Annotated in this window: 13 protein-coding genes; all 13 read left to right on the top strand. The window is 69.0% G+C overall.

The window, feature by feature from the left end; genetic code table 11:
* Positions 1-8: 8 nt before the first annotated feature.
* The 13 genes from murD (at position 9) to M5D76_RS07215 (ending at position 13,452) form a co-directional block, all read left to right on the top strand.
* Positions 9-1,418, top strand: coding sequence for a UDP-N-acetylmuramoyl-L-alanine--D-glutamate ligase (murD, locus tag M5D76_RS07275; protein WP_248922721.1), 1,410 nt, complete (start codon positions 9-11; stop codon positions 1,416-1,418).
* Between the two features lie 10 nt (positions 1,419-1,428).
* Positions 1,429-3,018: an FtsW/RodA/SpoVE family cell cycle protein gene (locus M5D76_RS07270; protein WP_248922720.1), complete on the top strand. Its 1,590-nt coding sequence runs from the start codon at positions 1,429-1,431 to the stop codon at positions 3,016-3,018.
* Positions 3,008-4,138 (top strand): undecaprenyldiphospho-muramoylpentapeptide beta-N-acetylglucosaminyltransferase, encoded by a 1,131-nt coding sequence (murG, locus tag M5D76_RS07265; RefSeq protein ID WP_248922719.1) that lies wholly within the window; start codon positions 3,008-3,010, stop codon positions 4,136-4,138. Before M5D76_RS07270 ends, murG begins: the two co-directional genes overlap by 11 nt.
* Before the next feature lie 76 nt (positions 4,139-4,214).
* Positions 4,215-5,636, top strand: coding sequence for a UDP-N-acetylmuramate--L-alanine ligase (gene murC / locus M5D76_RS07260; protein WP_248922718.1), 1,422 nt, complete (start codon positions 4,215-4,217; stop codon positions 5,634-5,636).
* A gap of 1 nt (position 5,637) precedes the next feature.
* Positions 5,638-6,552, top strand: coding sequence for a UDP-N-acetylmuramate dehydrogenase (murB, locus tag M5D76_RS07255; RefSeq protein ID WP_248922717.1), 915 nt, complete (start codon positions 5,638-5,640; stop codon positions 6,550-6,552).
* 7 nt (positions 6,553-6,559) lie between these two features.
* A complete protein-coding gene (locus M5D76_RS07250) occupies positions 6,560-7,789 on the top strand; it encodes a cell division protein FtsQ/DivIB (RefSeq protein WP_248922716.1) in 1,230 nt (409 codons plus the stop codon).
* Positions 7,790-8,108: 319 nt separating this feature from the next.
* Entirely contained in the window at positions 8,109-9,230 is a 1,122-nt protein-coding gene (gene ftsZ, locus M5D76_RS07245) for a cell division protein FtsZ (protein WP_248923068.1), read from the top strand.
* A gap of 2 nt (positions 9,231-9,232) precedes the next feature.
* A complete protein-coding gene (locus tag M5D76_RS07240) occupies positions 9,233-10,063 on the top strand; it encodes a purine nucleoside phosphorylase YfiH/LACC1 family protein (RefSeq protein WP_248922715.1) in 831 nt (276 codons plus the stop codon).
* Positions 10,063-10,794: a YggS family pyridoxal phosphate-dependent enzyme gene (locus tag M5D76_RS07235; protein WP_248922714.1), complete on the top strand. Its 732-nt coding sequence runs from the start codon at positions 10,063-10,065 to the stop codon at positions 10,792-10,794. Before M5D76_RS07240 ends, M5D76_RS07235 begins: the two co-directional genes overlap by 1 nt.
* Before the next feature lie 56 nt (positions 10,795-10,850).
* Positions 10,851-11,579, top strand: coding sequence for a cell division protein SepF (locus M5D76_RS07230; protein ID WP_248922713.1), 729 nt, complete (start codon positions 10,851-10,853; stop codon positions 11,577-11,579).
* Between the two features lie 4 nt (positions 11,580-11,583).
* Positions 11,584-12,396 (top strand): pyrroline-5-carboxylate reductase, encoded by an 813-nt coding sequence (proC, locus tag M5D76_RS07225; RefSeq protein ID WP_248922712.1) that lies wholly within the window; start codon positions 11,584-11,586, stop codon positions 12,394-12,396.
* Positions 12,397-12,441: 45 nt separating this feature from the next.
* A complete protein-coding gene (locus M5D76_RS07220; RefSeq protein WP_248922711.1) occupies positions 12,442-12,687 on the top strand; it encodes a YggT family protein in 246 nt (81 codons plus the stop codon).
* A gap of 72 nt (positions 12,688-12,759) precedes the next feature.
* Positions 12,760-13,452 carry a DivIVA domain-containing protein gene (locus M5D76_RS07215; protein ID WP_248922710.1) on the top strand — a complete coding sequence of 231 codons (693 nt, stop codon included), beginning with the start codon at positions 12,760-12,762 and terminating at the stop codon, positions 13,450-13,452.
* The last annotated feature ends 26 nt before the right edge of the window (positions 13,453-13,478 follow it).

Genomic DNA, 13,478 nt, shown 5'->3' with positions numbered 1-13,478 from the left:
GGGTCCAGGTGGTTTCTGCTGACGGTTGGCTGGGGGACGTGTGCGTCCTCGGCCTCGGAAAGACCGGCGTCGAGGTCGCGCGCTACCTGTCCGACCTGCCCGAGGGGCGTCTGTCCTCCGTCACGCTCTACGGCGGCGCCTCCTCGACCGAGGGTGACGTCACGCGCGAGCTGGCCGAGAAGGGCGTACGCGTCGTGGTCGGCACCGAGTCCGTGGAGGGCCACTTCGACCTCGTCGTCGCCAGCCCCGGCATCCCCGAGCGCTCCGACTTCTTCCGCTCCGCCCAGGCCCACGCCACCGAGGTCATCGGCGAGCCCGAGTTCGCCTGGCGCGAGAGCCCCGAGCGCTGGGCCGCCATCACCGGCTCCAACGGCAAGACGACCACCACGAGCCTGGCCTGCGCCATCCTGAACGAGGCGGGCATCTCTGCGGCCCCCGTCGGCAACATCGGCAACACCTGCACCACGGCCGTGGCCGACCGCGCCGAGGGCCAGTGGTTCGTCGCCGAGCTCTCGAGCTTCCAGCTCGCCTGCTCCAAGCGCCTCCACCCGCACGTGGCGTGCCTGCTCAACGTGACGCCCGACCACCTCGAGTGGCACGGCAGCTTCGAGGCCTACGCCGAGGCCAAGGAGCGCATCTTCGCCAACCTCGAGGCCGATGACCTCGCGATCGTCTCCGACCTCGACGGGCGCTGCCGCGACCTCGCGCCGCGCCTCGAGGCCCGCGGCCTGCGGGTGCTCCGCGTCGGCCTGCGCGAGGCCCCGGCCGCCGCCCCGCGCGCCTGGGTCGACGGCGACGCCCTCACGGTCGAGCTCGACGGGCAGCGCCACGGGCTCGTCTCCGTCGGCGAGCTCTCCATCCACGGCGACCACAACGTCGAGAACGCCCTCTTCGCCTCCGCCCTCGCGATAGCCCTCGGCGCCGACGACGACGCCGTCCGCCGCGCACTGCGCGCCTTCTCGGCCCTCGAGCACCGCATCGAGCCCGTCTGCTGCGCAGGCGGCGTCCGCTTCGTGAACGACTCCAAGGCCACCAACACCGACTCGGTCGAGAAGGCCCTCACGGCCTTCGAGCCGCACCGCATCGTCGTCATGCTCGGCGGCCACGACAAGGGCACCGACCTCACCTCGCTCTCCGCGGCCGTCGCGGCGACCTGCAAGGCCGCCGTCTGCTTCGGCGAGGCGGGCGAGAGGATCGCGGCCTCCCTCGAGGCCGCCTCCCAGGGTTCCGCCCTTCGCGTGCTGCGCGCCGACCACCTGGCCGACGCCCTCGACGTCGCCGTCGCCTCCGCCGAGGCCGGCGACACCGTCCTGCTCTCGCCGGCCTGCTCGTCCTTCGACGAGTTCAACAACATGGCCGAGCGCGGCAGGCGCTTCAAGGAGCTCGTCTATGCCCTTCGCGAGAGGGAGGGGGAGTAGCGTGCGTCCCATGGCAGCAGGCGCCGCCTCCGCGCGCCCCACCACCACGAGAGGCTCCCGCGCGTCCTCCCGCGCCGAGCGCACGATCTTCGGCGTGCCCTCGCGCTTCATGGCGCCGAGGCTCGTCTTCGTCTTCTGCGTGGTCTCGCTCACGGCCTTCGGCCTGCTCATGATCTACTCGTCGTCGTCCATCTCGTCGCTCACGGCAGACGACATGGGCAACAACCCCGCCTACTACCTCCAGAAGCAGCTCGTCTTCATGCTTGTCGGCATCGTGATCGCCGCCCTCGAGATGGTCCCCGACTACCGCTCGCTCGTCGGTCGCGCGCTGCCGTTCCTCTGGGTCGGCACCATCCTCATGCTCGCCGTGGTCTTCCTGCCCTTCGCCGGCGCCGACGCCTACGGCGCCACGCGCTGGGTCGCCATCGGCCCCTTCACGCTGCAGCCCTCCGAGTTCGCCAAGATCACGGTCATCCTCTGCGGCGCGAACCTCATGGGCGAGTGGTTCGGCGGCGTCGCCCCCGACTTTCGCACCATCGCCAAGAAGGCCGTCCTCGGCATCGTTCTCCCCATGGGCATGATCCTGCTCCAGCCCGACAAGGGCACCGTCATGGTCCTCGGCCTCACCCTCATCGTGATGCTCTACTTCGCGGGCTTCCCGCCCGTCGTCTGCGCCGGCCTCGTGCTCGTCGCCATGGGCGGCCTCATCGCCATCTCGTTCATCGACTCCTACTCGCGCGCCCGCATCTTCACGATGATCAACCCCTGGGCCGACCCCGACGGCGCGGGCTACCAGCTCATCCAGGGCTTCTACGCCTTCGGCACGGGAGGCCTCACGGGACTTGGCATCGGCATGTCCAAGCAGAAGTACTCCTACCTGCCCATGGCCTATAACGACTTCATCTTCGCGGTCGTGGGAGAAGAGCTTGGCCTTCTCGGCTGCCTCGGCCTGATCGCGGCGTTCATCGGCATCCTCTGGGCGGGCCTGCGCATCGCCCGCTTCGCGCCCGACCTCGCCGGCCAGCTCGTCGCCTGCGGCTGCACCATGATCCTCGTGATCCAGATGTTCCTCAACGTCAGCGGCGTGCTCGGCCTCTTCCCGCTCTCGGGCAAGCCCATCCCGTTCGTCTCCTACGGCGGCTCGTCGATCATCTCGAGCCTCATGCTCGCCGGCCTCGTCCTGTCGGTCTCGCTCAGGTCCGAGCTCCCCGACACCGAGCACGACGAGCTCAGGCGCGGCTTCAGCGTCGCAGGACCCCAAGACGACGACTCCGGCGTCGGCGAGCCCACGCTGCGCAGCAGTCGCCCGGCCCTCGCCGCGCCCCGCTCCGTGGGCCTCACCGTCCACGGCGGCGGCCGCGCCTCCGGCCGCTCGTCGGGGCGCGCCGACTCCGCCCGCCCCGACAGCCCTGCGGCCCTCAGGCGCGAGCGAGAGGAGCGCGAGCGCACCCATGGCGCCCGCGTCACCACCGACTCCAACGGACGCCGCCGCATCGACCTCGGGCCGAGCGCGGGCGAGCGCCTCAGGAGGGACTCGTCTCCCAACGTGCGCGGCAGCTCCGCGCGCTCTGACAGAAGGAGTGATAGACGTGGGCGATAAGCTCAAGGTCGCAATCGCCGCCGGCGGCACCGCCGGTCACATCAACCCCGCCCTCGCGCTCGCCGAGGAGCTCGTCTCCCGCGGCCACGAGGTCCACTTCTATGGCCAGGCCACGCGCCTCGAGGCCACGCTCGTGCCCCAGGCGGGCTTCCCGTTCACCCCGCTCGACCTCACGGGCTTCGACCGCTCCCGCCCCTGGACGCTCTTCACCTCCCTCTGGAAGATGAGCCGCGCCGAGAAGAGCCTCTCGCGCGAGTTCGCGGCCGGCTCGGCGCCGGACGTCGCCATCGGCTTCGGCGCCTACATCGAGATGCCGCTCATCAACTGCTGCGTGCGCCACAAGATCCCGACGCTCGTCCACGAGCAGAACTCGGTGCCCGGGCTCGCCAACAAGAGCTCGGCCCACAAGGTCAAGAGCGTCTGCGTGTCGCTTCCCGTCGCCATCGACGCCTTCAAGGGCAAGGTCGGCGCCGGCACCCAGATCATCGTTACCGGAAACCCCGTGCGCAAGAGCGTCATCAACGCCCGGCGCGACGAGGGCCGTCGCGCCTTCGGCGTCCCCGACGACGCCAGGCTCCTGCTCGTCTTCGGCGGCAGCCTCGGCGCGCGTCACCTCAACCAGGGCGTCGTCGCCCTCAAGGACGAGCTGCTCAGCCGCGAGGACCTCTACGTCATCCACTCCACCGGCAAGGGCGAGTACGACTCGGTCGTCTCCTCGCTCGCGCTGACCGACGAGGAGGCCGCCCGCTGGCAGGTCATGCCCTACATCGACCGCATGGGCGAGGCACTCGCGGCCGCCGACCTCGTGCTCTCGCGCTCCGGCGCCTCCTCGGTCGCCGAGATCGCGGCCCTCGGCACCCCGAGCATGCTCATCCCGTACCCGCTCGCGACGGCCGACCACCAGACCACCAACGCCCGCTACCTCGTCGACGCGGGCGCCGCGATCATGCTGCCCGACGACGACATCGACACGCCGGCGTTTCGCTCGGACCTGCTCGCCCTCGTCGACGGCGCCGACCGTCGCGCCCAGATGGCCGCCGCCGCCAAGGGGCTCGGCCAGGACCGCGCCGCCGCCGCACTCGCAGACCAAGTGGAGAGTGCCGCGGGTCTGGGGGATTAGTCCCGCCTTCTAGTAAAGTAGTGAGGGGGTCCGCGTCCCGCGGGCTCCCCATTTTGCCATCACGAGAGAGGCACCCATGATTGATTCTTCTGACATCAAGCACGTGAGCAGCGCTCACTTCATCGGCGTCGGCGGCGCGGGCATGAGCGGCATCGCGCTCGTCCTCCACGAGAGGGGCTGCGCGGTCAGCGGCTCCGACCTCAAGGAGTCGCGCTACGTCCGTCAGCTCGAGGAGGCCGGCGTCAAGTGCTTCCTCGGCCACCACGCCTCCACCATCGACGAGGTCACCCCCGACGTCGTCGTCACCTCCTCGGCCATCCCCGAGACCAACCCCGAGGTCATCCGTGCCCGCGAGCTCGGCATCCCCGTGTGGCCGCGCGCCAAGATGCTCTCGCACCTCTCGCTCGACGCCACCACGGTCGCCGTCGCGGGCACCCACGGCAAGACCACGACGTCCTCCATGGTCGCCACGACCCTCGACCACCTCGGCATGGACCCCTCCTTCCTCATCGGCGGCATCGTCGAGGAGTACGGCACCAATGGCAAGAACGGCTCCGGCGGCTACTTCGTATGCGAGGCCGACGAGTCCGACGGCTCCTTCCTCTACCTCGACCCTGACGTCGTGGTGGTCACCAACATCGAGGCGGACCACCTCGACCACTACGGCACCCTCGAGAACATCGAGAAGACCTTCTGCCAGTTCATGGACCTCGTCGGTGACGAGGGCTGCGTCATCATCAACGGCGACGACCCGCACTACCCGGAGCTCGCGCGCTCCACGGGCCGCCGCGTCCTCACCTACGGCTTCGACGAGTCCTGCGACTACGTCTGCACCCCGCACGAGGGTGGTCACGCGCTCGAGAGCCACTTCGCGGTGAGGCTTCCCTCCGGCGAGACGGTCGAGCTGAGCCTCGGCGCCAACCCCGGCCGCCACAACATGGCCAACGCCACCGCCGCCCTTGCCGTCGCCGACGTGCTCGGTTGCGACGCCGCTCGAGCGGGCGAGGCGCTCTCCTCCTTCAAGGGCGCGCACCGCCGCTTCACCCACGTGGGCGACATCGACGGCATCACCGTCGTCGACGACTACGGCCACCACCCGACCGAGATCCAGGCGACGCTCGCCGCCGCCCGCGGCCTCGACTTCAAGCGCATCGTCTGTGCCTTCCAGCCGCACCGCTACTCCAGGACCCAGTCGCTCGCCGACCAGTTCGCCCATGCCTTCGACGACGCCGACGTGCTCGTCGTGACCGAGGTCTTCTCGGCGGGCGAGACCCCGATCCCGGGCGTCACGGGCAAGGTCGTCGCGTCCAGGGTCGAGGAGGCCGGCGGCGTGGCCGACGTGAGCTTCGTCGCGAAGCGCAAGGACCTCGTCCAGCACCTCGTCGACGTCTGCCGTCCGGGCGACCTCCTCATCACCCAGGGCGCCGGCGACATCACGGCCATCGGCCCGATGTTCATCGAGGCAAAGCGCGAGCTCGACGAGGGCGAAGAGGCCTAGGTTGAGCACCTTCAACGCATACATGGCCCTCTCGGGCGCCTATGACGCGGACGTCGCTCGAAACGAGCAGCTGTCGCACTACACCACCTACCGCATCGGCGGCCCCGCCGACCTCGTGGTGACGGTCCACAGCTACCAGGCGCTCCTTCGCACGATCGACACCCTCACGCGCGAGGGCGTCGAGTGGGTCATTCTCGGCCGCGGCTCCAACGTGCTCGTGGCCGACGCGGGCTACCGCGGTTGCGTCATCCTGCTCGGGCGCGAGTTCTCGAAGATCAACTTCGCAGACGACGGCATCGTGTCGGCCGGCGCCGGCGCTCTTCTCTCCAAGCTCGTGAACGAGACGCTCTCGCACTCGCTCACGGGGCTCGAGTGCTGCGTGGGCATCCCCGGCACGGTGGGCGGCGCCGTCTCGATGGACGCGGGCACCCGCCACGACTGGATCGGGTCGCGTGTGGTCGACCTCGTGACGCTGCGTCCCGGCGACGGGCTCCACCGCTACGAGGGCTCCGAGATCGAGTGGGGCTACCGCTACTGCTCCGTCCCCACCAACGAGATCATCCTCGAGGTGACCTTCGAGCTCGCCGACGCGGAGAAGGACGTGGTCGCGGCCAACATGGAGCGGCTCATCGCGAGGCGCCGGAAGCGCCAGCCGCTCGGCAAGCCGTCGTGCGGCTCGGTGTTCAAGAACCCGCCCGGCCACTCTGTGGGGCAGCTCATAGACTCGTGTGGCCTCAAGGGCTACACCGTCGGCGCCGCGCAGGTGTCCGAGGTGCACGCCAACTTCATCGTCAACAGGGGCGGCGCGAAGGCCGCGGACGTCCTCTCAATAATCCAGCACGCTCACGACTGCGTCGCCGAGAAGTACGGCATCGACCTCGCCTGCGAGGTCAAGCTGCTCGGCTTCGACGCCTAGGATCACGATGGCTCAGGACTCTCGCAACCAGAGGAGGGCGACCCCGAGGGGGTCCGCGCCCCGCGCCCGCTCGCAGGCGCCGCGCACGTCGCGCGCGGGTGGCGCCGGCCGCTCGCGCGGCGCCCGGCAGCGCCCGGCGGCCCGTGCGGCCGCGCCGGCACGCAAGCCGGTGCCCGACCAGCGCGTCTCCGCGGGAGAGAGGGGCGCCAAGCGCTCCCACGTGCGCCACGTGATCGTGGGCGGGATCGTGGTGGCCGCGATCGCGCTGGTGGCTCTTCTCGGCTACCTGCTGCTCTCGTACACGCCGGCGTTCTCGATCCAGACCGTGGTCGCCGACTCGACCGAGCACATCACGTCGGCCAACATCGCGAAGCTGGCGAACGTGCCCGCGGGCTCGACGCTGCTCAACCTCGACGAGGCCGCCGTCACCAACAACCTGCGCAAGAACCCGTGGGTGGGTGAGGTGTCCTACGTGCGCGAGTTCCCGTCGACGCTCAAGATCGAGGTGCACGAGCGCGCCGTGGACAGCCTCGTGCTCATGAGCACCGGCAACATGGCGTGGTGCCTGGGCTCGGGCAACGTGTGGATCGAGCCCGTGCCGCTCAGCGTCGGCCAGGGCAAGTCGATCAACGAGGTGGCGCTCGCTAAGGCGCGCGAGATGGGCGTCATGCTCATCACCGGGACGCCGCCGACCGTGAGCCCCGTCGCGGGCTCGAAGGCCACCGACGACGTGCTCGACGCGATCTCGACCTACCGCAGCCTCTTCTCGAAGGAGCTCTCCGACAAGATCGTGAGCTTCTCGGCGTCGAGCCTCGACAGCATCTCGTGCGTGCTCGAGAACGGGGTCGAGATCTCGCTCGGGCCGGCCACGAGCGTGGACTCGAAGGAGAGCGTCATCAAGGAGATCCTCTCGAAGTACGCGGGCAAGCTCACCTACATCAACGTGCGCGTGCCGTCGAAGCCGTCCTACCGCATGGTGTCGTCGGACAGCGTCGGGCAGGGGAGCGGCACGTCGGGCCAGGACTACGCCGACGCCTCGCAGAAGGTCGACGGCGCGACGACGGGCGCGACGACGGGCGCGACGGGGACTGGCGCGACGACCGACGCGACGACGGCCACCGGCGTGACCGACGCGACGACGACGGCTGCCGGCGAGGCGAGCGCGGCGCAGTCCGAGGCCCAGTCGGGCGACGCGGGCCAGGGCCAGGGCCAGGCCGCATCGACGGCCGGGGAGTAGCCGCGGGGCAGGCTCTTCTCGCCTGCGGTGACCGGCGCGTTCAAAATTTTCGACAAATTGGTTGACGCACTCAGTTCAAGTGTGCAATTATACGTCGCTTTGGATAAGCTATATATCTCTACCTGAGGTTTAGGGTTTACGCAAGGCACCATGTAATCGGACGAAAGCACAACGTATGGAAATGAAGCACAGCAGGACGCAGAACGTCCAGGGCAGCGTCGCTCGGATCAGCATCGAGACCGAGAAGGCAGAGCCCGCAAGGGAAGTGGTCGAGGCCCCCAAGGCTCCCGAGGCCACCGTCGCCAAGCGAGGAGGAACCATGATCGAGAACGACATCCCCAGCAACTACCTTGCCGTCATCAAGGTCGTCGGCGTCGGTGGCGGCGGCACGAACGCCGTCAACCGCATGATCGAGGAGGGCATCCGCGGCGTCGAGTTCGTCGCCATCAACACCGATGCCCAGGCCCTTGCCATTTCCGACGCCGACATCAAGGTGCACATCGGCGCCGACATCACCCGCGGCCTGGGCGCCGGCGCCAACCCCGAGGTGGGCGCCGAGGCGGCCGAGGACAGCCACGACGAGATCAAGCAGGCCCTCGCTGGCGCCGACATGGTCTTCATCACCGCGGGCGAGGGTGGCGGCACCGGCACGGGCGCCGCTCCCGTCGTCGCCGACATCGCCAAGAACGACGTGGGCGCCCTCACCGTGGGCGTCGTCACCAAGCCCTTCACCTTCGAGGGTCGCCCCCGCACCAACCGCGCGGCCGACGGCGTCCAGAGGCTTGCCGACAACGTCGACGCCCTCATCGTCATCCCGAACGACCGCCTGCTCGACCTCTCCGAGAAGAAGACCTCCTTCCTCGAGGCGTTCCGCATGGCCGACGACGTGCTGTGCCAGGGCACCCAGGGCATCACGGACCTGATCACGGTCCCGGGCCTGATCAACCTCGACTTCGCTGACGTCTGCACGATCATGCGCGGCGCCGGCACCGCGATGATGGGCGTCGGCACCGCCTCCGGCGACACCCGCGCCTCCGACGCGGCCGCCCAGGCCATCTCGAGCCCGCTGCTCGAGACCTCGATCGACGGCGCCACGCGCGTCCTGCTCTCCGTCGCCGGCAACAAGGACCTCGGCATCCAGGAGATCAACGACGCCGCCGACCTCGTCGCGCAGAACGTCGACCCCGACGCCAACATCATCTTCGGCACCGTCGTCGACGAGTCCCTCGGCGACCAGGTCCGCGTGACCGTCATCGCGACGGGCTTCAACGACGCGAACGTCCAGACGTCGCTGCCGACCCTCAACGTCGAGCGCACCCCCAAGCGCGAGTCCAGCCGCCCCGCGCCTGCTCCCGCACCCAGCACCCCGACCCACACCACGAGCTCCACGAACGACAAGGAGTTCGACATTCCCGACTTCCTGAAGCACAGCCGCCTCTAGCCATGGCCGTGCCGGGACTCACGAGATACGTCTCGAATGGCGTGACCCTGCTGGGCGACACCGCTCGCCCGGGCGGGGTCACGCTCGCTTTTACCGAGCGAACGGGAGGCTGCTCGACGGGGCGGTTCTCGTCGCTCAACCTGTCGCTCGACTGTGACGACGACGAGAAGAGCGTGCGTGCCAACCGCGAGCGCGTCATGGGCGCGATCGGCGCCGGCGCCGACGCCGGGCGCCTCGTCAGCCCGAGGCAGGTGCACGGCGACCGCCTCGTCGTCGTCGACGACGGCTCGGACGAGGCCGTGGCGCGCCTTGCCGCCGACGCGCGCGAGGGGGCTGACGGCGTGGTCTGCTGCGTGCCCGGCGTGCCGGTGCTTCTGTGCTACGCCGACTGCGTGCCCGTCGTCCTCGTCCAGCACGGGGCCTTCGCGGTCGTGCACTCCGGCTGGCGCGGCACGCGCGCCCGGATCGCCGCCAAGGCGCTCAGCGCCCTCTGCGAGCTGACGGGCCTGCCTGCGAGCAGTGCCACGGCCTATGTCGGGCCGCACATCGAGGCCGCGGACTACGAGGTCTCGGTTGACCTGGCTCGCGAGTTTGCCGGCGAGTTCGGCGACGGCGCTCTTCTCGGCAGGCGAAACCTCGACCTCTCGTTCTGCATCACCTCGGCGCTCGTCGAGGCGGGCATGAGCGCGTCGGCGATCGCGTCCTGCGGCGTCTCCACGCCGCACGCGACCGACCGGTTCTATTCGTATCGCGCCTCGCGGGGCGCGTGCGGGCGCCACGGCGCCGTCGCGTACATCCCGCGGGACACCAGTGAAAGTGGGGGAGCAGCGTAATGGAAGACGACCAGAGGGACGAGTACCTCTCCTTCCTCAAAAGGCGTCGAGAGGAGATCCTCCGTCGCGTGGAGGGCGCCTGCGAGCGCTCGGGGCGGGACGTCTCTGACGTGCAGCTTGTCGCGGTCTCGAAGACCGTCGGCGTCGACGAGGTCGAGCTTGCCTGGCAGGCCGGCTGGCGCGCCTTCGGGGAGAACCGCCCGCAGGAGCTCAAGCGCAAGCTCGAGGGGCTCGCGCCTCGCGGCGAGGCCGCCGACGCACGCTTCGACATGATCGGCAACCTGCAGGTCAACAAGATCAACCAGGTGCTCGGCAACGTGCGCCTCATCCATTCCGTCTCGTCGATGCACCTGGCGGAGGCCATCTCCAAGCGCGCCGAGGTCCGCGAGACCGTCGCAGACGTGCTGGTCGAGGTCAACGTCTCGGGCGAGGAGTCGAAGTCGGGCCTTTCCCCCGAGGAGGCTCACGCGTCCTTCGGGCAGCTGCTCGCGCTTCCCGGCATCAGCGTGCGCGGCCTCATGACCATGGCACCGCGCGGCGACGCGGCTCGCGCCCGCTCGACCTTCGCCGGGCTGCGAGAGCTGCGCGATGAGCTGAGGGCGGACCTTGGCTGCGAGCTCGAAGTGCTATCCTGCGGAATGAGTGACGATTTCACTATTGCAATCGAAGAGGGCTCGACCCTCGTTAGGCTTGGAAGGTGCGTGTTCGACCCAGGCTACGCGCTAGACTAGGTGACAGGACTTGGCAATTGGCAGCGGCTTGGCCGGGCCAGGAAGGCGAGGCAACAATGAGCTTCCTCGACAACATCAGGGACAGGCTTCGTCCCGCCGGTGACGACTACTACGACGACGAGTACTACGACGACTACGACGAGCCCCAGGACTCCAGGGGCGACTCCTACGAGAACGGTGGGCTCCTCGGCAACAGCCGCAGGCCCGAGGCCGAGAGCGTCTCGGTCTACACCCGCTCCGGTCGCCTCGTCGACGGCACCCCGTCGACGAGCGCCCCGAGCTCGGCGAGCTACGGTCGTGACGTCTCCTACCAGCCCTCTGCCGCCGCGCGCCCGAGCTACGCGCCGCGCACCGACTACCGCGACTCCTACGCCGCGGAGGAGACGACCTCCATCCCGGCGCAGCCGCAGCACGACTACGGCTCGCCCGACAGCCTGCTGGGCAACACCACCGGCGGCCACACGCCCGGCGACATCGGCCTCAAGCCCGTGCCGCGCGTGAACTCCGGCCAGCTCCCGCCCTACGTGCTCAAGCCCGTCTCCTACGACGACGTGCAGATGGTCGTCCGCCGTGTGCGCACGAACCAGCCCGTGGTCCTCGTCTTCAAGAACACGAACATCGAGATCGCCAAGCGCATCCTCGACTTCTCGTTCGGCCTCACGTGCGGCGTGGGCGGACAGGTCGACGAGCTCGGCGACCGTGTCTTCGCGGTGATGCCCCAGGGCGTCACGCTCTCGCAGTCCGACCTCGACAAGCTCGCCTCTGACGGCTTCATCGAGAGGTAGGGCAATGCAGAAGATCGATTCCGTCGTCGCCGTCATCGGCGCCGGCTCCATGGGCGGGGCGATCGCGTCCGGCCTCGTCGCATCCGGTGCCGCCGACGCGTCGCGCGTGCTCGTCAGCGACCCCTCCGCCGAGAAGCGCGCGGAGCTCGAGAAGAGCTCCATCCGCACCTTCGCGGACACGGCCGACATGCTCGCCGAGAACCCCGACGTCGTCATTCTCGCCGTCAAGCCGCAGATCCTTCCCGGCGTCGCTCGCGATGCCGCCGATCACCTCGGCTCCGCCGCCGTGATCTCGATCGCCGCCGGCGTGTCGCTTGCGACCCTCGAGTCGCTCCTGCCCGACACGCGCGTCGTGCGCGTGATGCCCAACCTGCCCGTCCAGGTCCTCTCGGGCGCGACCGCGGTCTGCCGCGGATCGCGCTCCAACGATGCCGACGTCGAGCTCGCGTGCGCCATCTTCGGCGCCCTCGGCTGCGCGAAGGTCATGCGCGAGGACCAGTTGGACGCCGAGGGCGCGGTCGTGAGCTGCGGCCCGGCCTACATCGCCCTCATGGTGGACGCGATGACGCGCTCGGGCGTCGAGAAGGGGCTTCCCGCCGCCGACTGCCGCGAGATGGTTCTCACCACCATGCGCGGCGTATGCCAGCAGATGCTCGACTCCGGCGAGCACCCGCGCTCCTACATGGAGCGGGTCACCTCGCCCGGCGGCACGACCGCCGCTGGCCTGCGCGAGCTCGAGCCCAACCTCGTCTTCGGGGTGGAGGAGGCCGTCGACGCCGCCCTCGCCCGCACCGAGGAGCTCTCGCGCGCGAAGTAGCGTCGCCACCACAGCCTTGACCACAGCCTCCAACGAGGAGCATTCGTGCTACATACGCTCATCTCACGCCTCATCTACGCCTACGAGATCCTCATCATCGTCTACACGATCCTCTCGTGGTTCGTCCGCTCCGCCGACTCGCCCGTGGGCGAGTTCTACGGGGCGCTCGGAAAGCTCGTCGAGCCCTATCTGCGGCTCTTCAGGCGCATTTTGCCGCCATTTGGCGGCGTAGACGTATCGCCTATGGTCGCGATACTTGTTCTTTGGCTTTTGAGGCGTTTCTTGATTTAGATTCGATATACTTGTTTACGTTGTTTATCTGTACAGCTATCGCAGCATAGTGGCAATTGATAAGGAGCAGATATGGCTATCACTCCAGCTGACATCGAGCAGATGACGTTCTCGCAGGCGAAGAAGCACGAGGACGGCTACAACACCGAGGAGGTCGACGCCTTCCTCGACCAGCTTGCGAGCGAGGTCGACGCGATGCTCCAGAAGATCGCCGACCTCAAGGGCAGGCTTAACAGCTCCGAGCAGCAGCTCGCCGCCGCCCAGGCCCAGGTCGCCCAGCTCAAGGAGCAGAGCAGCGCCGCCCCGGCGCCCGCGCCCTCTCCCGCACAGACCGTTGCCGACTTCTCCGCCTCCGAGCGCCAGATCTCGCAGGTCCTCATCGTCGCCCAGCAGAGCGCCGACAAGCTCATCTCCGACGCTCGCACCAACGCCGAGAACATCCGCAACGAGGCCGACCAGAAGGCCCGCGAGGTCATTCGCCAGGCGCTCGCCGAGAAGCAGAACGAGCTCGACGAGATCGACCGCCTCAAGCAGTCCCGCGAGGACTTCCGCGCCGAGTACAAGAAGCTCCTCCAGCACTTCATCGACGATGCGGACTCCGTCTTCCCGCAGCAGAGGATCAGCACGCCCAACGGCTCCGGCCGCACCACCCGCGTCTCCTCCGCCCCGGCCCCGGTCCAGCAGTCGAGCACTCCCGAGCCCGAGAGCGAGCAGGTCTCCTACTCGCCGTCCGCGGCTCCCTCCGACTTCAGCGACCTCGACTAGTCGGAACCAACAGGTAACAAAAAAGG

Source organism: Olsenella intestinalis (assembly GCF_023276655.1).
Taxonomy (GTDB): domain Bacteria; phylum Actinomycetota; class Coriobacteriia; order Coriobacteriales; family Atopobiaceae; genus Olsenella_J; species Olsenella_J intestinalis.
Note: the sequence above shows the minus strand (reverse complement) of the source record. Positions and strands in the feature narration are given on the sequence as shown.

Coding starts and splice junctions, on each gene's coding strand:
- M5D76_RS07270 (WP_248922720.1), top strand. CDS start 1,429: ATGGCAGCAGGCGCCGCCTCCGCGCGCCCCACCACCACGAGAGGCTCC.
- murC (WP_248922718.1), top strand. CDS start 4,215: ATGATTGATTCTTCTGACATCAAGCACGTGAGCAGCGCTCACTTCATC.
- M5D76_RS07250 (WP_248922716.1), top strand. CDS start 6,560: ATGGCTCAGGACTCTCGCAACCAGAGGAGGGCGACCCCGAGGGGGTCC.
- ftsZ (WP_248923068.1), top strand. CDS start 8,109: ATGATCGAGAACGACATCCCCAGCAACTACCTTGCCGTCATCAAGGTC.
- M5D76_RS07240 (WP_248922715.1), top strand. CDS start 9,233: ATGGCCGTGCCGGGACTCACGAGATACGTCTCGAATGGCGTGACCCTG.
- M5D76_RS07235 (WP_248922714.1), top strand. CDS start 10,063: ATGGAAGACGACCAGAGGGACGAGTACCTCTCCTTCCTCAAAAGGCGT.
- M5D76_RS07230 (WP_248922713.1), top strand. CDS start 10,851: ATGAGCTTCCTCGACAACATCAGGGACAGGCTTCGTCCCGCCGGTGAC.
- proC (WP_248922712.1), top strand. CDS start 11,584: ATGCAGAAGATCGATTCCGTCGTCGCCGTCATCGGCGCCGGCTCCATG.
- M5D76_RS07215 (WP_248922710.1), top strand. CDS start 12,760: ATGGCTATCACTCCAGCTGACATCGAGCAGATGACGTTCTCGCAGGCG.